The organism is Leptolyngbya sp. FACHB-321 (genome assembly GCF_014695975.1).
Lineage (GTDB): Bacteria > Cyanobacteriota > Cyanobacteriia > Leptolyngbyales > Leptolyngbyaceae > Stenomitos.
On record NZ_JACJPI010000084.1, the window covers coordinates 106,216 to 128,783 of the forward strand.

A 22,568-nucleotide genomic window follows, 5' to 3' on the forward strand; every position below is an offset into this window, starting at 1 on the left:
GACGGCGCTGCACAAATGAATGAGGGATGAAGGATAAAAGATCAGGAATGAAGCGTTTTGAGTTTTGAGTTTAGTCCTAGCCTCCTTGTCTTCGCTGCGCCCTCTTTTCCCCCCGCCCCTTGTGCTTCCCCAATGCCTCACGTTTGCTAAGGAAAAGCTTGCGATCGCCGCCCATCAGGCATATCTGATTCTACATTCGGTCCTCGATCCATCACTTCAATATCCCACTGCCCTCGACCACCGGTTTCAAAGGCAATATAACGTCCATCGGGGCTAATGCTAGGGTTACGAAACCAGCCGCGATAGTGGGCAGTCAACACTTGCGGTTGCTGGAGTACACGATCGTACAGTTCGATTTCAGGACGAACGCTATCGCTAGCAATATAAACAATGTAGCGTCCCGTATAGCTCAAACTGGGTGACTCTGCGATCGCGTCGCTTCGATTCAAGCGAGGCAACGACACAACCTGCCGTTCCTTCAAGTCATACAGCAAAATACCACGATTGCCGCTACGGTTTGAAACAAACGCCAAAAAGCGACCATCACCACTAAGGGCTGGTTGCTCATCATTATGGCGACTATCAAACTCAGCAGAAATGGTTGGAGGGCTATCTTCTTGACTGCAAGATCCTAGCAGTAGACCGATAAGACTTAAAGACACACTCGCAGTGCGCCAAGCCCAGCCCTTTCGCTCAACATTACGGCTCACCCTTGCGGTAGCCTCAAGGGGCTTACCCAAGCTTGCCAGTCCTCACGTACACAACGCTAAAAACGTCTCCAGATCAGAGACCAACCTTAAGTTGAAGGGTGAAAGCCTGCCTTTTCAGCACTTTTAACCCTTCAAAAATATTTGACACTACTGCTAGTAGTTACCCCAATTGTCCTCTTCATCAACATCGACCGGGCGGTAATCGACGTACTCTGAGGAAGACGAACCATTCCTTACATCACGTCGATCGCGGGGTGAAACGTCGTCACCAACCGGACGAGACCGCTTGGGTCGGGATGCTGATGTTGGTGGCTGATTGCCTGAGCGCGAAGGAGAAGTACTGCGGCTACGGGCAGGTCTGTCATCCCAAAGGTCTGAGTCTTCACGGCTACTGGGTGCATCAAACGACGCATCGGTTGAACGAGGACGGCGCTTGCGAGTGCGATCCCCTGCACCAGTACCTAGACGAGCTTCACCAGTACGGCTAGTCGAACGACGGCGCGACTCTTCTTCGTATTCATCACGCTCAGAGCGCGCATCGCGAGTACCTCGAATACGCCGAGCAGCGGGGCGGTCTTCGTAAGGATTCAACTCTTCCAGATCAGCTCGGTAGACCCGACTAACTGGACGCTCATCGTCAACAATTGGCGTATTCCGCTTTGCCTGTTCTGTAGCAGCGCCACGCAAACGGATACTTTCATAAGCAAAGAAAATAGCTGTACCCGCCAGCAAGAACTGGTTGAACTGCAAGATCGGGTCAAGTCGCCAGCCTTGAAAAAAGAGAATGCCACCACAGAGAAGTGCGATCGCAGCAAAGAAAATATCATGATCGCGAGCAAGCCGGGGGCGCAACGATCGCAGCGCATATAGACCAGCACCAGAGGCTGCCAGCGCAATGCCCACAAAACTTGCCCAATTCAGTGAGGCGTTTACCATCGCATCCCTTCTCCTAAGTACATCCTATGTTAACGACTGATGCCCAAAATCTCCAACAAACCTGAGTAAGAAAGAGAGCTTCATACAGAATACTCTCAACCAGAGCTAGCAGCAAAAAGTAATGGCTGACGCACAAGTAGGTGCCTAGCGTCATACAGCATAGTAAGGCACTGATGCCGCTGGAATATCCCAACGTTCAGGCTAACCCAGATTCTATAGCCTTGTCTGTAAAGCTAGCTGGTGCGATCGCAGCGTTGAGCCAATGCCACTTGTACAAATAGCAAAAGCAAAACCCTGACATCACCTTCAAAAACAGATTATGAGTTCTGCTTGTAAGACGACTCAGGGCTTTCGCTTTTTTGCAGCTTCGCTCTGGCACGGAGTAGAACGATCTGCACACAACCTTTGATCAGTACCTTTGACGAATGCCTTTGCGCAAGCCTTTTACGCCTGCGCTGTCGATCGCTCTAGGGAGAATTCATCCACTTATTAACTCATCCACTCAGCACCAAACCGTTCTTTCTGCCGCTGGCGCACCAGATTAACGTTGAATTTTATCTTGTTGGCTAATGAAAAGCGCCCCAGCGAAAATTCCTCCAACTACAACAGTACCTGCTAGCAGGCTGATGAAAAAGTTCATTAAAGAAGGAGTCATATTAGTTTGCCTCTTTGGTACAACATTACTGTAAGCATCATTTTAACGGTCTGTTACACACTTGAGAAGCGGCAGCAAAAGGTTTTTAACTACATCTGCACGATTTTCTTACGGGTAGGCACTTGAATGGCGCTAAAATTAATGAGAAAGCTGTTTACAATGCTTAAAACTTTCTTCTGATATGGATTTTGTCGCGATCGCCACGTTGGTTCTGGGTCTATTGCTAGGCGCGATGACCTTTCTATTTATTTTCCGTATTGTGCTGACCTGGTATCCCCAGGCTGACCTGACTCGCTTTCCGTTTAATGTTATTGCAGTGCCGACCGAACCCTTTCTGGCACCGTCCCGCAAGATAGTGTCGCCGATCGGTGGTGTCGATATCACTCCCATTCTTTGGGTTGCCATCTTTAGCTTTGTGCGCGAAATTCTTTTGGGGCAGCAGGGGCTTTTGACGATGATGCTCCAGGGAAAAAGCTTTTAAGGAGAAGGGAAAGGGATAAAGGGTGAAAGATGAGGAATGAAGCTTTGGTGGCATAAGCCTCTGCCTCTGCTTCCCCTGCTCCCTACTTCCACCTCTAACCCCAAAATTCTCTCAAAAAATGCCTCTGCCTCACGGCTTCTTGTCTTACCCGTCCTGCGCTTTCTGCATCATTTGTTCGACGAAGTTTGTGTACACATCCCCTTTCTGAAAGTCTGGGTTGTCCAGGATCTTTTGATGAAAGGCGATCGTGGTAGGTAAGCCAGTGACAGCACACTCACGGAGCGCACGGCGCATTCGTTTAATGGCGGCGGGACGATCGTGCCCCCACACAATGAGTTTGCCAATCAATGAATCGTAGTAGGGTGGAATTTCATAGTCAGTATAGACATGAGAGTCCATCCGTACACCGGGACCGCTAGGCGGCAGGTAACCACTAATACGCCCAGGATGAGGACGGAAGTTGTGTTCAGGGTCTTCTGCGTTAATGCGGCACTCGATCGCGTGCCCCCGCAGCATGACTTGATCCTGCGTCAAGCTTAATGGTTCGCCCTGAGCAATCCGAATTTGTTCAGCGATGAGATCTAGCCCTGTCACCATCTCTGTCACGGGATGCTCCACTTGAATTCGAGTATTCATCTCCATGAAGTAAAATTCGCCAGACTGGTCGAGCAGAAATTCGACCGTGCCTGCACCCACATAATTAATCGACTTTGCTGCCATGACAGCGGCTGTGCCCATTTTTTCACGCAGCGTAGGAGTGAGCGCAGGGCTTGGTGATTCTTCAAGCAGCTTTTGGTGACGTCGCTGGATTGAACACTCCCGTTCACCCAAATGAATTACGTTGCCGTGAGTGTCTGCAAGAATCTGAAACTCAATATGGCGCGGCTTTTGAACAAACTTTTCCAGATAAACACCAGCGTTGCCAAAGGCAGCTTCAGCCTCTCCTTGTGCCGCCGCAAACAGCTTACCCAATTCGCTTTCTTCTTGCACCAGGCGCATCCCTCGCCCACCACCGCCTGCTGTAGCTTTGATAATGATGGGATAGCCAATTTTACGAGCGATCGCCTGAGCCTCTGCCTCATCTAACAAGAGTCCAGCGCTACCAGGCACTGTTGGTACGCCGACTCGCTGCATCGTCTTTTTTGCCGTTGACTTGTCGCCCATCGAGCGAATTGAATCCGGCGAGGGACCAATAAACACGATCTGGTGATCGGCGCAAATTTCGGCAAAGCGGGCATTCTCTGCTAAAAAGCCATAACCGGGATGAATGGCTGTCGCATTGCGAGTCAATGCCGCCGCAATGATGTTGGGAATATTCAGATAGCTTTTGTTACTCGGTGGTTCGCCAATGCAAACGGACTCATCGGCAAGCTCGACGTGGAGCGAGTGGCGATCGACCGTCGAATGAACCGCAACCGTAGCGATCCCCATCTCCTCACACGTACGGAGAATGCGAAGAGCGATTTCGCCACGATTGGCAATCAAAACTTTTGAAAACTGCATTCTTAATTGTTGGGTTCTGTAATAAGTAGAATAAACGCTTCTGTGAACCCCTGGAAGAGGCAGACAGGAGTATGAGGATCAGAGGCGCTGGAAACCGAAGGAGCTAGGGAAACGGAGAGGCTGGAGGAGCGAGAGCAAAGAACCATTTTGAGTTAACTTCTCTGCCCCCCTGCTTCCCTAGCCCCCTGCTTCCTTATCCTCCCTTGCCTTTAGCCTTTCCTTCTGCGCTCTGACCTCTGCCTTTCCCTCAACAGCCAACTGCTCCTTGTGCCCGCAGTCACACGTATCCTTCAGTTGACGCATTACAGCAGGGGCAAGTCCGCCCCAGAGAGGTGTGTTTACATCAGCGGTTCGTAGTCCTTCTGCAACCCAGGAGTTACAGGTTCTGAGGCTGGAGTAGCGTCCCGTAGCAGCGTAGAAACTACTGTCGCCGTCTTGCCCGGTGCCGATGCGTAAAGGCTTGCCCTGATTCGTTTGAAACGAGGCTTTGATAAAGTGCATCAGCTTGAGATAGTTGCCTCTGCTCAGGCTAATACACTTGAGGGTTTCATTAGGATATTGAGGAACAGACGGATGCCCTTTAACAAAGAGTGCGGCGGGGTTTTGCAAAAGGAGCGATCGCAGCGCGCTAAAGATATTGATTTGGTCCCAGGAGGGCGTTTCAAGATAGAAGATGCGATCGCCCCAGCCAAATTGCAGATAGCGGTCGTTAGTAGCTGGCTTACCAAGAGTTGCCAGATCGAGATGCTGGCTCCAATCAAACGCCTCATTGCGGACGGGCACAAAAAAGTTGGTGTGCATCGCACCGCCAGAGACGTAAACGCTGAACCGACAGTCTGCTGGCTGGGACGAAGCGTGCCATTGACGCGGGGTGAGGGCAGCAATCGTCAGTAGCGCGATCGCCGCTAGTGCACCGCACAGCCCATAGAACCCGACTCGCTTCCAAACAGACCGATCCGTCATCAATGCGCCAAACGTATTGAGTTAACCTACTATGAAGCAACGCGCTCACCCTTAAGTGACCTTAACTAGATTGGTTTAAGGCAACTGGTTTAGGACAACACCGCTAAATGCTGTGGGCAATCACTTGCAGAAGCGTTAAAGAGGTAAATGCTGCGAGGCTTTCAATGTCTATCCTACGCCCATTCGTCAGCTGACGGCTGTAGGGTTGATTGAAGGGTTAGTTCTTCACCCGCTATTTCTTGTGACCTGACTATGGTGAAACAACGGCTTTTTCTTGGCTCTGTCGCTTTTGGCATCAGTTTTGGCATCAGTTTTTTGACAGGTCGTGGTCTTGGCTCTGCGATCGCATCCGGTGTCACAACGATGGCGGCAACAGTGGTGGCAGCAGCAGTAGTCGATCGGCAGCAGCATCAACACGCCCACAGCAGAATTGCCGAACTGAAAAATCACATCCAGGCATTGCAGCAACGACGTGCAGAAGCTTATCAGGCATATATGCAGCTAGAAGCTGAAAAAGAGCATCTAGCGATTAGTCTGAACACGCTGGCGTTTCAGTCTGGTCAGCCGTCGTTTCAGTCTGGTCAGCGCTACATAACGGAATCGCCTGCACCCAGAATGCTGCCTGCATCCCCTAGACCGCTAAGTTGGAATTTAGCCGCATCCGCAGTGTCGCAACCGTCAGTTAATGCTAGTACCAGGGTGCCAGCATACGAGCTACCAACCGAGATTTCAGCCAGTGGTGTAGTCACCAGTAGCCCGGATTGGGGGCGATCAGAAACACAAATTAGCCCACAGATTTTGTCAGACGCTGCTGCCGCTAAACAGAAAATCGAAATTAGTCTGGCTGCACTTCAGACAGAGCTAAGACAAATTAAGGGACATATTACTGACCATCGCCAAACCAGAGAGAAACTGTCGCGCGATGTCGCCGATATCAGGGAAGAAAAACGGCAACTTGATGCAACGGTAAAAACGCTACGGGGTGAAGTTCAGGAGTTAGAGCCCTGTCGGGTAGAGCTAGAGCAGTTTTTAGCCTATGCAGAAGCAAAGAAACAAGAGTTAGAATCTGGCTCCAATCCACTTCAGGAAGCGCTTAAGCAGTTGCAAACGCAAGTCGAGTTGCTGCAAGAAGAACTGCGCGAACTGGAGGTGCAAATCCTCGATCGCCGCAGCCAAAAAGAGTTGCTCGAACAACAGGTAGCAGCACTTAACGCATTACAGCAAGCCTCCCAAGCGCCACTGGTTGTACTAGAGGAGACTGAGGTAACCAGCAAAAATGGTAGTGTCAGGAACGGCGGTAGTAACAATCAAGGTGATGCAACCGCAGTGGTACGCGCCAAGAAGACGATCGTGACTCAGGAAACGGCAGCCAAACGCCCAACCACGATCGCCAAACCTGCCCGTCCGCTTAAGTCCGGTGCGGGTCAGTTCAGCACGGCGGCGGTGCTGCCAGAGCCGCTTGTTGCTGACAAGCCCTCAACAGAGCTGCCAAATGAATGGACTGAATTTATGGTGCAGTCGCCAGAGTATGAGCTGCAAGTACTGAAAGTTATTGTCGAGCAAAACAACCCAGCAGCCGTGCTGAAGCACATTGCCGAGGAAAATTTGACCATGCCTGAGCTATTGATTGACTCCATTAATGAACGGGCACTGGAAACGATCGGCGATCTGTTGATTGATGCGAGTGCCGGAGCCGGATCAGCTGCGATCGTGCGCGACCACCTTAAAGCAGTTAAAAAGCTGCTGAGAACCTACGAATACCTGGTGAATTAGGCTTCCATCGCTTCATAAGGCAGCGATCGAGCGATAGCAACAGTGACCAATCCTGATTGCCCTGCGTTGCGAACAATTTGTTTGGGAACGTAGAGACTGGAAGTCGGGGATTGGGAGGGGGGAATGGGGAGTCGGGAGTCGGAAGTCGGTAAGTGCGGCTTGCCTGCTTCACCTTGCGGTAGTTTCTTCTGTTCCTGTTGCTCCTCTTTACCACTTCCCTGCTCCTCTGCTCCCCCCGCCGCCCTCTCTCTCCCCACCTCCCGACTTGCCAGAAGCGCAGCCGCTTCAGCAACGCTGGGTGTACCCACAGCAGCTAAAATTGCGCCTGATGGATGAGGTACAGCGATCAAGCGCAGTTGGTCAGCCGAAAAGCAGTGCAAGGGCAGATGGCGATCGCGGCAAAACTCGATCAGTCCCGCTTCATCCGCTTTGGTGTCAATGGTGGCAAGACCGGCGATCGCGTCTTCTGGCAGGTGATGCGCCTGAAAGACAGCACAAACTGCCTGCTCAATCAGTCCCCTGGACGTACCGCGTCTACACCCAATGCCCACCCAGAAAACTCTGGACGGGCATTGTATCGTTAGACCTTTGGCTGCAACCAAATCAGCCTTTAGCCTCTTAGATCAACGTTATTTAACTGACGTAGTGCCGCTGCTTTAGCGACTTGAGTTGTCATCGTCTCCTTGCTGGCGGTCAGAGACAATTCCAGCATTGGCGTTTGCATGACAGCATTATTTGCCAGCGTAAACAGCGGGTTTGAGAGAATGCCTGCCAGTGAGGTGATTATCACCGTCATCACTAGACCAACCTGGAGCGATCGCAGCCCCGGTAGATCCCAGGTGATAGGGGGATAGTTCTTCACAGACTCAGACATCTCGTGCGGTTCTTTAACCACCATCATCTTGACGACGCGGATATAGTAGTAAATCGAGATCACGCTAGTCACTAGCCCCAGCAGCACCAAGCCATACGCACCCGCTTGCCAACCAGCCCAGAAAAGATAGATCTTACCGAAAAAGCCTACCAGTGGTGGAATGCCACCCAAAGAGAGTAAACAGATACTTAGGCAGAGCGTCAAGAGCGGATCTTTCTGATACAAGCCTGCGTACTCGCTGATCTGGTCAGTACCCGTTCTCAGAGAGAACAAAATCACGCCAATAAACGCGCCCAGGTTCATGAACAGGTACGAAAACAGGTAAAAGAGCAAACTGGCGTAGCCAGCATCGCTATTGATGACCAACCCGATCATGACAAAGCCAGCCTGACCGATCGAAGAATATGCTAGGAGCCGCTTCATGCTGGTTTGTGCCAGTGCGACAACGTTTCCTAAGATGAGGCTTAGAATTGCCAGCACGGTCATCACCAGATGCCACTCGTCTGTTAGTAAGGGGAATGCTGTCACCAACAGGCGAATTGCCAGAGCGAAACCAGCCGTCTTAGAGCCGACAGAGAGGAACGCAACGACGGGTGTTGGCGCACCTTCGTACACATCTGGAGTCCACTGATGGAATGGGACAGCGGCGATTTTGAACGCAATGCCCGCGATCGCAAACACCAGCGCAATCACCAGCCCTAGCGACTGTAAAGAGCCTGTTTCCGAAATGTTGGCGGCAATGCGGCTGAGCGTTGTTTCGCCACCCGACAGCCCATACAGCAGCGAAAGACCATAAAGGAAAATAGCAGAACTGGATGCCCCAATCAGCAGGTACTTTAATGAGGCTTCATTCGAGCGGGGATCGCGCTTGGTATAGCCCGTTAGAAGATACGACGCAATACTCAACGTTTCAAGCGAGACGAAGATCATGACCAGTTCGTCTGCGCCCGACAAAAACATCCCGCCGATCGTCGCTGTAAGTAAAATCGACAGAAACTCTGCTACAGCTGTACCAGACTGATTAATGTAGCTGACCGACATCAGAACGGTGATCACTGCCGATAACGCAATGATGCCTCGGAAAAGGACACTCAACGAATCGCCGTTGAAGCTTCCCAGAAAGGCGATCGGGTCAGCCGCATCCCACTGGTAGTAGAGGGCAACCACAGCAGCTAAAAGCCCCCCGATCGCCACAGAGGGTGTCCAACGCGAGGAGGCAGTTCGCCCTACAATCAAGTCCCCCACAATGACAAGCATGAGGGTAAGAATCACAATGCCTTCTGGCAGAATCGCCCCGGTATTGAGCTGGGCAGCAAGCGTGGCAAAATCCATGAGGTCTAGCTCTATGAATACGGTGTTAGGGTTACGTTAAGAGGACGTGCGATCGTTCTCGTTGAATGAACAAGGAGGCGCACGAGTCAGAAATCCTCTACAGTGGATTCTACATCGCAATTTGGTGTAGTGCTGTAGTTAGCCGCATTCGGTTTGTCACATTGGGTTTAAAGTTAGCTTCAGTTAGGCTCGTTCCACACACGATCGTTTCCAGGCGTTGTTTAGCCTCTCGACAAAGAAACTGAATGACCCTTCTAGCCGTCCATCTAGCCAAATATGAGTGCGAGATCGCACCTGCCACCGTTCAAAAGATAGTTCAGGAAATACTCACTTCTCTCTGGTAGTCTCGGCAAGATTAGCTATAAGAGAGAGTAAGACACCTGCTCACTGCCCCATTCTTTTCAGTGTTAACGATTCCCACCCATGTCAAAGCTTGTCATCGTTGAGTCCCCCACCAAAGCGCGCACCATCCGTAACTACCTTCCTGCTGGTTATCGGGTCGAGGCATCCATGGGGCACGTCCGTGATTTGCCCCAATCTGCAAGTGAGATTCCGGCAAGCGTTAAGGGCGAAAAGTGGGCACCGCTAGGCGTAAACGTGGAGGCAAACTTCGAGCCGCTGTACGTCGTACCACAGGACAAGAAGAAAATTGTCAAAGAATTAAAAGAAGCGCTTAAAGACGTAGACGAACTCTTTCTGGCAACGGACGAAGACAGGGAAGGGGAGAGCATTAGCTGGCACTTGCTGCAACTGCTGAAGCCCACCGTGCCGATTAAGCGCATGGTGTTTCATGAGATTACTGAAGAGGCAATTCGCCAATCCATCACCAATTGTCGTGATGTGGATGAACGGTTGGTACGTGCTCAGGAAACGCGCCGGATTCTCGATCGCCTCGTCGGTTACACCCTCTCCCCCCTGCTGTGGAAAAAAATTGCCTTTGGTTTATCGGCTGGACGTGTGCAGTCAGTTTCGGTACGCCTACTGGTCAGACGAGAGCGCCAGCGACGAGCCTTCCGGCAGGGCAGCTATTGGGATTTGAAAGCGACGTTAGAGGCAGCCAGTCAAGAGTCGGGAGCCAAGAGTCAGGAGAAGCAAGCCTTTGAAGCACGGTTAGTGACGCTGGCAGGTGTGCGCGTTGCTAACGGCGGTGACTTTGATGAGGCAACCGGACAGGTGATTGCAGGACGTAACGTAGTGCTGCTGAGTGAAGCGGAAGCGCGGACGTTGCACGATCGCATTCGCGATCGCTCCTGGACAGTCACAAATCTGGAAGAGCGCCCCACCACCCGCAAGCCTTCGCCCCCGTTTACAACCTCCACGTTGCAACAGGAGTCCAACCGCAAACTTGGTCTTTCTGCTCGTGACACCATGCGTACCGCGCAAAGCCTGTACGAGCAAGGCTACATCACCTATATGCGGACGGACTCTGTAAGCCTTTCTCAGCAAGCAATTACAGCCGCTCGTGATTGTGTGCAGTCGATGTATGGTGCCGAGTATCTCAGCCCTGAGCCGCGCCAATACTCCACCAAAAGCAAGGGCGCACAGGAAGCTCACGAAGCAATTCGTCCGTCTGGTAGCGTCTTCCGTACACCGCAGCAAACAGGTTTGAAAGACCGAGAATTTCGCCTTTACGACCTAATCTGGAAGCGTACCGTGGCGACTCAAATGGCGGAAGTGCGCCAGACCAATGTCACTGTGCAAATACAGGTTGAGGATGCTGGCTTTCGTGCCAGTGGCAAGCGAATTGACTTTGCAGGCTTCTTCCGCGCTTATGTAGAAGGATCAGATGATCCCAATGCGGCGATCGAAGATCAAGAAATCATTCTGCCCCCGCTCCAAGTGGGTGACACGCCAAACTGCGCTGACCTAGAAGCGATCGGGCATGAAACCCAACCGCCAGCCCGTTTTACCGAAGCCTCTCTGGTCAAAACGCTGGAAAGTGAAGGCATTGGTCGCCCTAGCACCTATGCCAGCATCATTGGCACAATTATCGATCGGGGCTACGCCAACATGGTCGGCAATGCTCTGGTGCCTACCTTCACCGCCTTCGCCGTCACCGCACTGCTAGAAAAACACTTTCCCGACCTTGTAGACACCAGCTTCACCGCTCGCATGGAGCATGCCCTGGACGAAATTTCCACGGGTGCAGTTGAATGGCTCCCGTATCTGAAAGAGTTTTACCTGGGCGAAACCGGACTAGAAACGCAGGTCAAAGAACGCGAAAGCGAGATCGATCCAACAGAAGCCCGCACGGTTGATTTAGAGAACCTGGCAGCAAAAGTGCGGATTGGTCGCTTCGGTGCTTATATCGAAGCTGAAAACGGTGATGGCTCAGTCAAAGCCTCGATTCCCAAAGATTTGACTCCTGCCGATCTTGATCCCGCGCAGGTCGAAGTCCTGCTCCGCCAAAAAACCGAAGGACCCGATAAGGTTGGGCTGCATCCCGAAACAGGTGAACCCATCTACCTGAAAATCGGTGCGTATGGTCCCTACGTGCAGCTTGGCGATGAATCAGACGCGAACCCCAAGCCCAAACGAGCTTCTTTGCCCAAAGGCGTTACGCCTGACACACTAACCCTCGAACAAGCAGTTGGGTTGCTTAAGCTGCCCCGTCTTTTAGGCACGCATCCCGAACTAGGGGGCAAAATTCAGGCTAGCCTAGGTCGTTTTGGTCCTTACGTGGTGCTGGATCAGGGGAAGGGCGTGAAAGAGTATCGCTCGATCAAAGCAGGCGATGATGTTCTGACGATTACCCTTGATCGCGCCCTCGAAATGCTGGCAGAACCCAAAACCGGACGGGGCAAACGTGCCGCAGCTAAACCCCTCCGTGAGCTAGGTGCCCATCCCGAAGACGGTGAACCTGTCAATATTTACGATGGTCCCTATGGTCCTTACATTAAGCACGGCAAGGTGAATGCCTCGCTGCCCGAAGGCGAAACCGTCGAAGCGATCGCGATGCCAACGGCTGTCGAAGCACTCAACGCCAAGGCGGGAACGAAGAAGGGAGGGCGATCGCGCAAAGCTAGTACTTCTGCCGCAACTGAAACCACCAAAGCCACCAAAACTAGCGGCACAGCCAAAAAGACCGCCGCCAAAACAACGACTGGCACCAAAAAGACAACCGCCAAGAAAACCACCACTAAAAAATCCACCACCAGCAAAAAAGCCTCTACGACGTGATCTTGTCCTAACGCTACGAACGCGATCGCAGACTATTTGCTCGGTAAGAGGAAGAGGCGCTCGCGCAACACAAGGGTTAAAAAATTGATGCCGAGGGTTTTGCCGTCGATGTCATTTCAAGGGGGACAATCGCGATGCTAGAATTCTTACATCTTTCTTACTTTTTATCCTACAGGTCGTTCAATGGAAACCACTCGCTTATCCAGTAAGGGACAAGTGATTATTCCCAAGGCATTGCGTGCTGCCCATCATTGGGAAGCTGGGCAAGAACTCATTGCTACTGCCTTTGGCGACGGCATTTTGCTAAAACCCAAAAAGCCCTTCCAAGAAACGACGCTGGCAGACGTTGCAGGCTGTTTGCACTATCAAGATAAGCCAAAGAGTCTTGATGACATCGAAAACGCTGTGCAGCAGGGTTTCCTGGAGCAGTGGCATGATTGCCATTGATACGAATGTGCTTGTACGCCTGCTGACGCGAGACGATAAGCAGCAGTACAACAAAAGCCTCAAGCTGTTTCAAGAGCAAGCTATTTTTATCGCGGATACAGTCATTCTTGAAACGGAATGGGTTTTAAGATTTGCTTACCAGTTCAAACCGGATGAGAACTGCCAAGCGTTGAGCAAACTTTTTGGGTTGCCTAATGTGCAACTTGAAAACGCCAGTTTAATGGCACAAGTTTTACAGTGGCACGAGCAAGGTTTGGATTTTGCGGATGCATTTCATTTAGCCAAAAGTCAGAGCTGTTCGACCCTTTATACGTTCGACAACAAATTTGTGAAAAAAGCCAAAGATCTGACCGATTGTGCGGTGCAGCAACCCTGACGATTGCCCTTGCCTTATCCGAGCGATCGTGATCTGCCCGATCTCAGCCGATTTGAACGGTAAAGGGAGAGAAGGCGATCGCCATGCCAACTGCGGTTGAGGCACTTAATGCTAAAGCAGGCATGAAGAAGGCAGGGCGATCGCGCAAAGCCAGCCCTGCCACGACTGAAACCACCAAAGCTACCAAAACCAGCGGCACAGCCAAAAAGACAGCCGCCAAAACAACGACTGGCACCAAAAAGACTACAGCAAAGAAAACAACCACTAAAAAATCCACCACCAGCAAAAGAGCCTCAACGACCTGAACCAGTTAGACTTTTGTAGAGATGTCTATAGCGAGGTCAGAAGCAAGGAGATAGACGGCATTTAGGATGAAAAAACGTGGAGGCTTCTGACTCATGGATTTTGCTGTGTATGTCAGTTCTTGAGGATTCTAAATCAGGAGTTTGCAATGGCGAAACTATTGAAACGTCTGTTAATTATTACTTCTCGACTGTTTATCGCTTTGGTTCTTTCTGGGGTGGTTTTCCTAGGTCTCATTCTGTTCGTTGCTCCAGCTTTGCTGGATTCGGGCAATGTTTTGCCAACCCATAGTGGGACTTGTACTGGGTTTTACCTGATGTATCCAAGTCTTACCGGAAAAGTGAATAATCTCAACTGCCGGACTAATGGACTAGGTCTAGACGGTTATTCTTATTTCTGCCGCTTTAATGTGGAATCATCAAATATTGAGCGATTCATTAGGGAGAGTCAGCTGGTTAGGCAACCGGGACTAGAGTCTTGGAAGTGTAACCGATTATATGAGGGGTGGATTCCTAAAGATTCTTGGTGGAAACCGTTAGAGCTTAAGGGCGAAAGCCAATGCTACGAAAAACATGAAGGAAGCTACTCTGCGGTATTATATTCCTCAAAAAGTCAACTTGCTTACATAAATGAGGCTGATTACTAAGCTGTTTCAGTAGAGTTAAGTCTAACGAAACCCTACAAAACCTAGCTAATTTACGCAATTGAGGATGACTTGTAACAGATTGCCATAATCGCTATTCGCAAACGTCCACCCTAAGACTACGACGATTTAGATGCTTTACTAAGCAGCTTGGAATAATCCATACGATCGCCCTTACCATCCCGCCTCAATCTGCCTCACAGTCGTTAACGCTGAGTAGCTCACCCCTGCCGTGCCCTCACCGGGATGAGTCGAGTCTCCCACCAACCAGAGATTACGAATGGGTGTACGGTTTGCAAAGCCAAAGGGACCAAACGTTGGCACCCGCTGACCAATCCCGCCGACAGTGCCCCGATCGCGTCCCGTAAAATGTGCAAACGTTCGAGGCGTTGCCGCTTCAACGTGCAAAATCGTTTTGTCATTGAGGTTAAAGAATTGCGACAGACGAGCGATCGCCGCCTCGGTATAGCGCTGCTTCAGCAAATGGTGTGAGGTGTGAGGTGTGAGGTGTGAGATGTAAGTATCAAATTCAGCCTTTTGCCTTTTACCTTTTACCTTCTGCCTTCCGCCCTCTGCCCTCTGCCTTCCGTCGGCTGACGCTCTGGGAAGCCTGCCTTCTGCCTCCCCCTCTTCCCACCACAGCCTGGTATCCGTAAACGACGATGCAATAATCGTTGCTTTCCCTACTGGTGCCCGACCATCACCCGGACGGCTAACTGACACGAAGAGGGAATTATTCTCGGCGATCACACCCTCATAGTCATACAAAAACTGAAGATGGGGCGGGCAGTCTTCGGGGATAGCGCGTTCATCCACACCGAGATACACCACAAACGCACCAGAGCCAGATGGCAGTTTCTCGACTCGTCGCTGATAGCCTCTAGGAGCATTCTCGCCCAGCAAGTCCATCAGATTTTGTACCGTCACGTTCGCTACCACATGGTCGGCAGGCTCTGTCCAAACGTCTTCTGTTTTCTGGTTACGGATAGTCACATCTGCAACCCGATCGTTTTCAATATGGACGGCTTCCACCGTATGACGCATGAGAAGCTTGCCACCATCGCGTTGCAATGCCGCAACAAGACGATCGCTCAACGCCTGCATACTGCCGTGAAGATGAAACAACCCTTGTGGCTCCTGAGAAACTCCCAAGGCTGTCGCTGCATAAAGCAACGCCGTTTCTTCTGCATTCACCTGCGAATAAAGCTTGAGTTGCAAATCAAGAAAGGTGCGTAGCCGCTGATTATCTGCCAAGCCGTAGCCGCGAAGAGCGTCACCCACGGTCGAAAACGTATGAGGCAGCGTCAGCAGCGTGTCTGGTCGGACTGCCTTCGTTAACTGCCATAGATCCCACAGGTTGCGCGGCGGCAGCACCGGATCGCGTGACTGAAACGCCCAACTGTAGCGAAATAAGTCTGTTAACAACTGCCAAAATGGTTCACTGCCAGGAAACTGTCGCTGACGTTCTGCCTGCCAGCGTTGGGGGTCACGCCAAACGTTGATCGGCTCAGTTTCTCCAGGTAAGTAAACGGCACAGGCAGGATCGCAGTGAGTTGCGGGTGGCAGATCAATGCCCAGCTCGGCAAAAATCCGGTGATGAATGCCGCCAGGTTCCAGCCCCGCCACCTGAGTCGCACCGACATCAAACGTGAAGCCCTGTCGTTTGAAGGTTGACGCGCAGCCACCGGGTACTAACGCTTGATCAAGCACCAGCACAGAGTAGCCTCGATGCGCCAGCAATGCGCCAGCCGTTAACCCGCCAATACCTGCCCCAATGACAACAACATGAGGAGCCTGATGTCGATCGCGCTGATTACCTGACATACCCGGCACTTTACACTTCTTAATAGTTCCATCATAAAGCTTTATGCTTGATCTAGGGTTGGGTTGAGTTTGTAAATGCCACGCTGGCTTTGCTATCAGCTTTCAGCCTTCAGCTTTTAGATTCCCTGCTGACCGCTGACGGTTAACGCTGACCAAGGACCGCTAACTGCTTAGATAATTTACCTTTGCCGCTGCGACGCTCTCGTTCAGATTAAGATAGGTGAAGCCCCTCCACTGAAGAGCGCACCGCATGACTTCAACTTTAAGGAAACCTGCCGCTCAGCCGCTCAATGCGCCAACACTGCACCGTCTTGCTAATGGCTTGACGATCGTTGCAGAACAGATGCCCGTTGACGCTGTAAATCTGAATGTCTGGCTCAATGTTGGATCAGCTGTTGAAACAGATTCAATCAATGGCATGGCGCACTTTTTGGAGCACATGATCTTTAAGGGCACCGCGCAACTTCAGAGCGGTGAATTTGAACGCTGCATTGAGCAACGAGGAGCCGTAACCAATGCAGCGACCAGTCAGGATTACACTCATTACTACATCACTACTGCGCCCCAAGACTTTGCTGACCTGGCACCGTTGCAAATTGATGTGTTGATGAATGCCAGTATCCCTAATGATGGGTTTGAGCGAGAGCGCCAGGTCGTGTTAGAAGAGATTCGTCGATCGCAGGATAATGTTCGCCGCCGCACGTTTCAGCAGGCAACCGAACTAACCTTCGATCGCCTTCCCTATCGTCGTCAAGTGTTGGGTCCGACCACAGTCATTGAGCAACTGACTGCCCAACAGATGCGCGATTTTCACCAGCAGTGGTATCAGCCACAGGCAATGACTGCTGCCGTTGTTGGCAATCTTCCGGTTGATGAGTTGATCCGCATTGTGGAAGCTAGTTTTGTACAAGCAGCTAGTGGTCAGCGGTCAGCTATCAGCCGTCAGCCATTAGAAGCCCAACACTCAAAACTCAAGCCATTAGCCCCTGAGCCTCCGTTTGAAACGATCGTGCGTCGAGAGCTAACCGATGCAAGCCTTACGCAGGCGCGTCTGATCATGGCTTGGCGTGTACCTGGGTTGAATGATCTCCAGCAGACGTATGTTCTAGATGTGCTGGCTTCGGTACTGAGTCATGGGCGGACAACGCGACTGGTGCAAGATCTGCGAGAACAGCGTGGGCTGGTTTCGAGCATTTCTGCCAGCAACCTGACCTACCAACACCAGGGTGCCTTCTACATTTCGGCACAACTGCCGACTGAGAATTTAGCCATCGTAGAAGCGGCGATCGTCCAGCATCTCCATGACTTACAAGCTGACCTCATTAGCGAAGCTGAAGTTGCGCGTATCCGCACTCGCGTTGCCAATCACTTCATCTTTGGCAGCGAAACACCCAGCGATCGCGCCGGACTCTATGGTTACTACCAGGCTCTCGTTGGTGACCTTTCGGCGGCGATCGACTACCCAACCCACATCCAGGCACTAGATGCCGAAGCAGTCAGGGCGGCAGCTCAAACCTATCTTTCGCCTACTGCTTATGGAGTCGTTACGATTAAGCCAGAAGCGAATGAAGGAGCAGGAACATAACCTGTAGCGTAAAATCCGTAGCGTAGACAAGCTAGGGGCATGGCTGCGATAAAGCGATGCCATGTCCCTAAGCACTTTTTAGCAAACAAAAGAGATGTTAAATCAACAAAAATAAGGTCAGTAGCTGGATGGAAAAACATACAGCACCTGACCCTATTAAGCTTCTTCAGCCAGGACATTAGCCCAGCCAACTCTTCAGCCTTTCGGCAATTTGAGGACGACGTAGCTTTCGCATTGCTTTGCTTTGAATTTGCCGTACCCGTTCGCGTGAAAGGTTAAACAAGCCACCGACTTCTTCTAACGTGCAGGGTTTGCTAGAGGTTAGCCCATAGCGCAGGGAGATAATGTCTTTCTCGCGTTGGGTTAGCACATCGCCTAGCACATCCCAAATTTCCTGACGCAGCATGGTTTCACTCATCTGTGCTTCTGGCGACTGAGTATCACCATCTTCCAGCAGATCCATGAGTTCTGTGTCCTCACCTTTACCCACACGATGGTTTAGCGATAAGGACTTACGGCGCACTTGCTGCAAATTTCGTAGCTGCTCTGGTGTAACTTCTAGGGCATTCGCTAGCTCTACTTCAGTGGGGTTGCGGTTTAACTCTTTACGCAGATCGCGGTGCGCTTTCTTGAGCTTGTTCAGCTTTTCGACGATGTGGATTGGGAGACGAATGGTGCGGGCATCATTGGCGATCGTCCGCGTAATACCTTGTCGAATCCACCAATAAGCGTAGGTCGAAAACTTATAGCCCTTGTCTGGGTCAAACTTTTCGGTCGCACGGTTCAACCCTAGGGCACCTTCCTGAATTAAATCTAGAAAAGGAACGCCCCGGTTGAGATAGCGTTTGGCGATCGATACAACCAGCCGCAGGTTCGATCGAATCATCTTACGCTTGGCAACCCGGCTGCGGTACAAACGATGCTCTAGCTGCCGTTCGGTTAGTTCGACAGCGGCAGCAAGTTCTGCCCGAGTCGGAACGCGATCCAATTCCTCAATTAGCCGCGATTGCACAGCATCCATGTCAACCAGATAGCGAATCCGCCGCGCTAGCTCAACTTCCTCATTCGGTTTCAGTAAGGGATAGCGCGCCATCTCTTTGAAAAATGCACCTACCGCATCATCTGAACTAGTTTTGCTATAGCCAGACGGACGCGCACTGGCAATTTGATCTACATCCTCGTCCGTGCTCATCGCTTCGTCATCATCACTAGCGACAGCATCAAGCAGACTGGCATCGGTAATGACGGCATCAGCCGCGTCGTCGCCCTGAAAAAGTTCAGCTTCGGCAGCATCAATATCAGCAAAGTCGGGTTCAGCCAAATCGTCAGCAGCTAACCCAATAGGCAAATTTCCATCAGCCACCAGTTGCAACGATTCAAGCATTGCGTCAGCAGGCATTGCCTCATGCTCAAACGCCGCTACATCTTTAGATTGAATGGTCTCTTGGTGCATAAAAATAATTGGTGTGAGGGGGGCTGCTTACTTAAAAGGGGGGGTAAGTATACGCTTTTCTAAGCGATGAAATCTCTGAATCCAGCTATGCAAGCTGAGTAAATTACTTAACCTCTAGATTTGCCGAACTCAACGACTCAACTAGGAACGTGGGAAAAGGGTGTTGCCTGCAGGCGACATACCAGCAGAGAAACGCTTGACCAGTACCATGCCATGAGCCGATCGCCTTCTGTTAAACTACTTGAAGCAAATTTTTAGGCTGTTCGCTCGACTACAAAAAAGCCTTTCAACCCTGTTTAATCGCTTCAACAAGTTGGTAGAGAGAAACAAGTAACGCTATAAAAAGAGATGATGATCGGCAAACTCCAAGGTGCGAATCTCTAGAGCAGGTGCAAATCTTTGGAGTGGAAAGACTTTTGCCCGACAATCACAGTGAAAGTTGCTACCCCCTTTTCTCTTGCAAACTCTCGGCAGATGCCAGAGACAAACAGGTCTTGAGACGTGCCGCTCAACAGGCATCATTTATAGCTGAACGTAGTTGAACATTGTCATACGTTTGACAGGAAGACTCCTTGCTTGCTGCACTAATCCGCATACTGCGGTCAAAACGCTGGCTGTGCTCAACTGCTTATCCTTTTAAAAGAGTCCCATAGAGTTCATACGTCTCCTATCTATCGGTAGGGTGAAAACACCTCTTCCACAAGCTAGAGTGTGAAAAGCTGTAGGAAGAGGGAAAAGCAAACGCCGCACCTTTCTGGTAAGCAGAAGACGAGATTAAGTACTGAAGCCCTTTCCGTAAGCCTTCACCACGGCTATATTCTAAAGTCTGAATCCCCTGATGTTTGTGTTGGCTGAACCTGGAACCGATTATTTTGCTGATGCACCCGTAGCTGCCTGGGTCGAAGTGCTGGTAGATTGTCCCGGTGCTCAAGGCGTTTTTACCTATCGGCTACCGCCCTCTCTGGTGGTTCAACCAGGCGATATTTTAAGCGTGCCCTTTGGGATGCAACAGGTAGGCGCGATCGCCATTCGTTGTCTTGCCACTCCGCCTGCTGACCTAGAGTCAACCCAAATTAAGGATGTTGATACGCTCTTACAGACGGGCTTCTTTTCGGCGACCTATTGGCAGCTCCTAACCCGCGTAGCAGACTATTACTGCACCTCTCTAATGCAAGTAGTGCGCGTTGCACTACCGCCAGGATTGCTGACGCGATCGCAACGGCGCGTACGGCTGGTAGACGGCAAGGCAAACGGCAAACGGCAAACGGCAAACGGCGAAACCGATGCTTCCCCTCCCTCCTCTCCCCTCTCCCCTGCCGCTCAACAACTCCTCACACTCCTAAATGCAAGCAAGACGGGAGACTATACCTGGCAGTACCTACAACGCCAGTGTCAGGGTGCACATCAAGGGCTGCAAGAACTTGTCCGCAATGGCTGGGTCGAAAATTATCTAGAGCCGCCAGCAACCGTTCGCCCCAAGCAACGGTTGGCAGTCACCCTGGTTGCATCGTCTCCCACTGACCTTACCCTGACCACCCGGCAGCAGGAGATTCTGGCAGTGCTGCGACGGCAGGGCGGTGAGCTGTGGCTAGCGGATCTACTCCAGCAATGCCGTACCAGTTCCACAACGCTGAAAGGTTTGGCGCAGAAAGGGCAGGTTGTGATTCAGCCACGTGAAGTGCTCCGGCGTGAGCATGCCCCGACGATCGCAGCCGATGTGTCGAAGCCCTTGACTCCAGACCAGACAGCAGCGTTGGAGCAGCTTCAGGCACTCTCTGGCTTTGCTCAGGTGTTGCTACATGGTGTCACTGGCTCTGGTAAGACCGAAGTTTACCTACAGGCGATCGCGCCCATGCTGGAGAACGGGCAATCTGCTTTGGTGCTGGTGCCCGAAATTGGGCTGACACCACAATTGACTGATCGTTTTCGTGCCCGTTTTGGCGATCGTGTCTGCGTTTACCACAGTGCCCTCTCAGATGGCGAACGCTACGATACTTGGCGGCAAATGCTCAATGGCGATGCTCAAGTTGTAATTGGCACTCGCTCTGCCGTCTTTGCACCGTTGCCACGTCTGGGTCTCATTGTGCTGGATGAAGAACACGACTCCAGCTTCAAGCAAGACCAGCCTGCTCCTTGCTATCACGCCCGCACGGTTGCTAGCTGGCGAGCAGAGTTAGAAGATTGTCCGCTGCTGCTAGGGTCGGCAACGCCGTCGCTGGAAAGCTGGGTTTTCTGTAGAAGCCAGAAGGCAGAGGGCAGAAGGCAGAAGGCAGAAGTAACTCAAAACTCTCTAGCGCAGCGGCACGAAGTGCTACTTAAAACTTCCACCCCTCACCCCTCACCCCTTTTCCTCTCCCTTCCCACCCGCGTTCACGATCGCCCACTGCCCTCGATCGACGTGGTGGACATGCGTCGGGAACTTCATGAAGGCAATCATTCAATTTTTAGTCGATCGCTGCGAGCAGCACTCCTTACTATGAAGGAACGGCAGCAGCAGGGCATTCTATTTATTCACCGTCGTGGGCATAGCACCTTTGTTTCTTGCCGAAGCTGTGGTTACGTTGTCACCTGTCCTAACTGCGATGTCTCGCTGGCGTACCATCATGTTCACAGTGAGGCAACACCCCTATTACGCTGCCACTACTGCAACCACACCCGTTTACTACCCAACGACTGCCCAACCTGTCACTCGACCTACTTCAAGCATTTTGGCAGCGGCACTCAGCGTGTTGCTCAAGCGCTGGCGCAGGAATTTCCTGACCTTCGCCTGCTGCGGTTTGACAGCGATACAACGCGCACAAAAGGTTCGCATCGAGCACTGCTGAACCAGTTTGCGGCTGGCGAAGCAGACCTTTTAGTGGGCACTCAGATGCTAGCGAAAGGGATTGATCTACCGCAAGTGACGCTAGTTGGCATTGTGTCAGCCGATGGGCTACTGCACATGGCAGATTATCGTGCGAGCGAACGCGCGTTTCAAACGCTGACCCAGGTAGCGGGGCGCTGTGGACGTGGGGACGATCCGGGACGGGTGATTCTGCAAACCTATGCACCTGACCATCCAGTCATTCAAGCTGTACAGCAGTATGCCTACGAGCAGTTTGTGGCTACGGAACTGGGTCAGCGATCGCAGCTCAACTATCCACCCTACGGTCGCTTGGTCTTATTGCGGTTTGGCAGTACCAGCCCGATCGCAGTGCAGCAAGCTGCCGAACGGGTAGCACTAGCACTGGCAGACTTAGAAGCGCAGGGTGTAGAGCGTCTAGGACCCGCGCCTGCTGTTATTTTGCGCGTTGCTCGTCGCTACCATTGGCAAATCTTGCTGAAGCTACCGCTTCATACCGCAGTGACGCTGCCCGATAGCACCACACTCCGGGCACTCTGTGCCAGCAATGTTAGTTTAACGATTGATGTTGATCCACTAAATTTGTTCTGATTTGCTTCAAGAAATGCTTTAACCGACGGGGAGGGAACGTTAGGCGAGACAGATACCGATCGCCTGCAAGTAGTGATGTGCTTACAGTCAAGCCTCT

At 51.6% G+C, this 22,568-nt stretch carries 18 protein-coding genes; 8 read left to right on the top strand and 10 right to left on the bottom strand.

What is annotated here, in order from left to right; translation table 11 throughout:
• Nucleotides 1–146 precede the first annotated feature (146 nt).
• From H6F76_RS27435 to H6F76_RS31215, 3 genes are all read right to left on the bottom strand, one after another.
• Nucleotides 147–662, bottom strand: a complete 516-nt coding sequence (locus H6F76_RS27435) for a biopolymer transporter Tol (protein ID WP_347241157.1) — start codon at nucleotides 660–662, stop codon at nucleotides 147–149.
• 201 nt (nucleotides 663–863) lie between these two features.
• Complete coding sequence (locus H6F76_RS27440; protein ID WP_190513107.1) at nucleotides 864–1,646, bottom strand: Ycf66 family protein; 783 nt, start codon at nucleotides 1,644–1,646, stop codon at nucleotides 864–866.
• A 541-nt stretch (nucleotides 1,647–2,187) separates the two neighbouring features.
• Complete coding sequence (locus tag H6F76_RS31215) at nucleotides 2,188–2,301, bottom strand: photosystem II reaction center X protein (protein WP_190452943.1); 114 nt, start codon at nucleotides 2,299–2,301, stop codon at nucleotides 2,188–2,190.
• Between the two features lie 181 nt (nucleotides 2,302–2,482).
• On the opposite strand from H6F76_RS31215, the gene H6F76_RS27450 reads away from it, so the two are divergent.
• Nucleotides 2,483–2,782, top strand: coding sequence for a YggT family protein (locus H6F76_RS27450; protein WP_190513109.1), 300 nt, complete (start codon nucleotides 2,483–2,485; stop codon nucleotides 2,780–2,782).
• Between the two features lie 144 nt (nucleotides 2,783–2,926).
• Here H6F76_RS27450 and accC read toward each other — a convergent pair whose 3' ends face one another.
• Both accC and H6F76_RS27460 read right to left on the bottom strand, forming a co-directional pair.
• A complete protein-coding gene (gene accC, locus H6F76_RS27455; RefSeq protein WP_190513111.1) occupies nucleotides 2,927–4,285 on the bottom strand; it encodes an acetyl-CoA carboxylase biotin carboxylase subunit in 1,359 nt (452 codons plus the stop codon).
• A 177-nt stretch (nucleotides 4,286–4,462) separates the two neighbouring features.
• Nucleotides 4,463–5,248, bottom strand: a complete 786-nt coding sequence (locus H6F76_RS27460; RefSeq protein WP_190513113.1) for a DUF2459 domain-containing protein — start codon at nucleotides 5,246–5,248, stop codon at nucleotides 4,463–4,465.
• A gap of 252 nt (nucleotides 5,249–5,500) precedes the next feature.
• On the opposite strand from H6F76_RS27460, the gene H6F76_RS27465 reads away from it, so the two are divergent.
• Nucleotides 5,501–7,021 (top strand): tellurite resistance TerB C-terminal domain-containing protein, encoded by a 1,521-nt coding sequence (locus H6F76_RS27465; RefSeq protein ID WP_190513115.1) that lies wholly within the window; start codon nucleotides 5,501–5,503, stop codon nucleotides 7,019–7,021.
• Here the strand turns inward: H6F76_RS27465 and H6F76_RS27470 are convergent.
• Both H6F76_RS27470 and H6F76_RS27475 read right to left on the bottom strand, forming a co-directional pair.
• Nucleotides 7,018–7,572, bottom strand: a complete 555-nt coding sequence (locus H6F76_RS27470; RefSeq protein ID WP_190513118.1) for a cobalamin biosynthesis protein — start codon at nucleotides 7,570–7,572, stop codon at nucleotides 7,018–7,020. The genes H6F76_RS27465 and H6F76_RS27470 overlap by 4 nt on opposite strands.
• A gap of 59 nt (nucleotides 7,573–7,631) precedes the next feature.
• A complete protein-coding gene (locus H6F76_RS27475; protein ID WP_190513120.1) occupies nucleotides 7,632–9,227 on the bottom strand; it encodes an NAD(P)H-quinone oxidoreductase subunit N in 1,596 nt (531 codons plus the stop codon).
• A 423-nt stretch (nucleotides 9,228–9,650) separates the two neighbouring features.
• Here H6F76_RS27475 and topA point away from each other — a divergent pair, with 423 nt between their 5' ends.
• From topA to H6F76_RS27490, 3 genes are all read left to right on the top strand, one after another.
• Nucleotides 9,651–12,407, top strand: a complete 2,757-nt coding sequence (gene topA, locus H6F76_RS27480) for a type I DNA topoisomerase (protein ID WP_190513122.1) — start codon at nucleotides 9,651–9,653, stop codon at nucleotides 12,405–12,407.
• A gap of 183 nt (nucleotides 12,408–12,590) precedes the next feature.
• Nucleotides 12,591–12,854 carry an AbrB/MazE/SpoVT family DNA-binding domain-containing protein gene (locus H6F76_RS27485; protein ID WP_190513124.1) on the top strand — a complete coding sequence of 88 codons (264 nt, stop codon included), beginning with the start codon at nucleotides 12,591–12,593 and terminating at the stop codon, nucleotides 12,852–12,854.
• Nucleotides 12,841–13,230 carry a type II toxin-antitoxin system VapC family toxin gene (locus H6F76_RS27490; protein ID WP_190513125.1) on the top strand — a complete coding sequence of 130 codons (390 nt, stop codon included), beginning with the start codon at nucleotides 12,841–12,843 and terminating at the stop codon, nucleotides 13,228–13,230. Before H6F76_RS27485 ends, H6F76_RS27490 begins: the two co-directional genes overlap by 14 nt.
• A 43-nt stretch (nucleotides 13,231–13,273) precedes the next feature.
• Here H6F76_RS27490 and H6F76_RS27495 read toward each other — a convergent pair whose 3' ends face one another.
• Nucleotides 13,274–13,510, bottom strand: a complete 237-nt coding sequence (locus H6F76_RS27495; protein ID WP_190513126.1) for a hypothetical protein — start codon at nucleotides 13,508–13,510, stop codon at nucleotides 13,274–13,276.
• Nucleotides 13,511–13,681: 171 nt separating this feature from the next.
• Here H6F76_RS27495 and H6F76_RS27500 point away from each other — a divergent pair, with 171 nt between their 5' ends.
• Entirely contained in the window at nucleotides 13,682–14,179 is a 498-nt protein-coding gene (locus tag H6F76_RS27500; RefSeq protein ID WP_190513127.1) for a hypothetical protein, read from the top strand.
• 171 nt (nucleotides 14,180–14,350) lie between these two features.
• Here H6F76_RS27500 and crtD read toward each other — a convergent pair whose 3' ends face one another.
• A complete protein-coding gene (gene crtD, locus H6F76_RS27505) occupies nucleotides 14,351–16,000 on the bottom strand; it encodes a C-3',4' desaturase CrtD (RefSeq protein WP_190513128.1) in 1,650 nt (549 codons plus the stop codon).
• Between the two features lie 250 nt (nucleotides 16,001–16,250).
• On the opposite strand from crtD, the gene H6F76_RS27510 reads away from it, so the two are divergent.
• On the top strand, nucleotides 16,251–17,585 hold the full coding sequence (locus tag H6F76_RS27510; protein ID WP_190513129.1) for a pitrilysin family protein: 1,335 nt from the start codon (nucleotides 16,251–16,253) through the stop codon (nucleotides 17,583–17,585).
• Nucleotides 17,586–17,763: 178 nt separating this feature from the next.
• On the opposite strand, the gene H6F76_RS27515 is transcribed toward H6F76_RS27510, so the two are convergent.
• Entirely contained in the window at nucleotides 17,764–19,038 is a 1,275-nt protein-coding gene (locus tag H6F76_RS27515) for an RpoD/SigA family RNA polymerase sigma factor (protein ID WP_242036876.1), read from the bottom strand.
• An 838-nt stretch (nucleotides 19,039–19,876) separates the two neighbouring features.
• On the opposite strand from H6F76_RS27515, the gene priA reads away from it, so the two are divergent.
• A complete protein-coding gene (priA, locus tag H6F76_RS27520; RefSeq protein ID WP_190513131.1) occupies nucleotides 19,877–22,471 on the top strand; it encodes a primosomal protein N' in 2,595 nt (864 codons plus the stop codon).
• Nucleotides 22,472–22,568 lie beyond the last annotated feature (97 nt).

Bases quoted from the DNA above. Each gene is read 5' to 3' on its own strand.
- H6F76_RS27440 (WP_190513107.1), bottom strand. From the start codon at position 1,646: ATGGTAAACGCCTCACTGAATTGGGCAAGTTTTGTGGGCATTGCGCTG.
- H6F76_RS31215 (WP_190452943.1), bottom strand. From the start codon at position 2,301: ATGACTCCTTCTTTAATGAACTTTTTCATCAGCCTGCTAGCAGGTACT.
- H6F76_RS27450 (WP_190513109.1), top strand. From the start codon at position 2,483: ATGGATTTTGTCGCGATCGCCACGTTGGTTCTGGGTCTATTGCTAGGC.
- accC (WP_190513111.1), bottom strand. From the start codon at position 4,285: ATGCAGTTTTCAAAAGTTTTGATTGCCAATCGTGGCGAAATCGCTCTT.
- H6F76_RS27460 (WP_190513113.1), bottom strand. From the start codon at position 5,248: ATGACGGATCGGTCTGTTTGGAAGCGAGTCGGGTTCTATGGGCTGTGC.
- H6F76_RS27465 (WP_190513115.1), top strand. From the start codon at position 5,501: ATGGTGAAACAACGGCTTTTTCTTGGCTCTGTCGCTTTTGGCATCAGT.
- H6F76_RS27475 (WP_190513120.1), bottom strand. From the start codon at position 9,227: ATGGATTTTGCCACGCTTGCTGCCCAGCTCAATACCGGGGCGATTCTG.
- topA (WP_190513122.1), top strand. From the start codon at position 9,651: ATGTCAAAGCTTGTCATCGTTGAGTCCCCCACCAAAGCGCGCACCATC.
- H6F76_RS27485 (WP_190513124.1), top strand. From the start codon at position 12,591: ATGGAAACCACTCGCTTATCCAGTAAGGGACAAGTGATTATTCCCAAG.
- H6F76_RS27490 (WP_190513125.1), top strand. From the start codon at position 12,841: ATGATTGCCATTGATACGAATGTGCTTGTACGCCTGCTGACGCGAGAC.
- H6F76_RS27500 (WP_190513127.1), top strand. From the start codon at position 13,682: ATGGCGAAACTATTGAAACGTCTGTTAATTATTACTTCTCGACTGTTT.
- crtD (WP_190513128.1), bottom strand. From the start codon at position 16,000: ATGTCAGGTAATCAGCGCGATCGACATCAGGCTCCTCATGTTGTTGTC.
- H6F76_RS27510 (WP_190513129.1), top strand. From the start codon at position 16,251: ATGACTTCAACTTTAAGGAAACCTGCCGCTCAGCCGCTCAATGCGCCA.
- H6F76_RS27515 (WP_242036876.1), bottom strand. From the start codon at position 19,038: ATGCACCAAGAGACCATTCAATCTAAAGATGTAGCGGCGTTTGAGCAT.
- priA (WP_190513131.1), top strand. From the start codon at position 19,877: ATGTTTGTGTTGGCTGAACCTGGAACCGATTATTTTGCTGATGCACCC.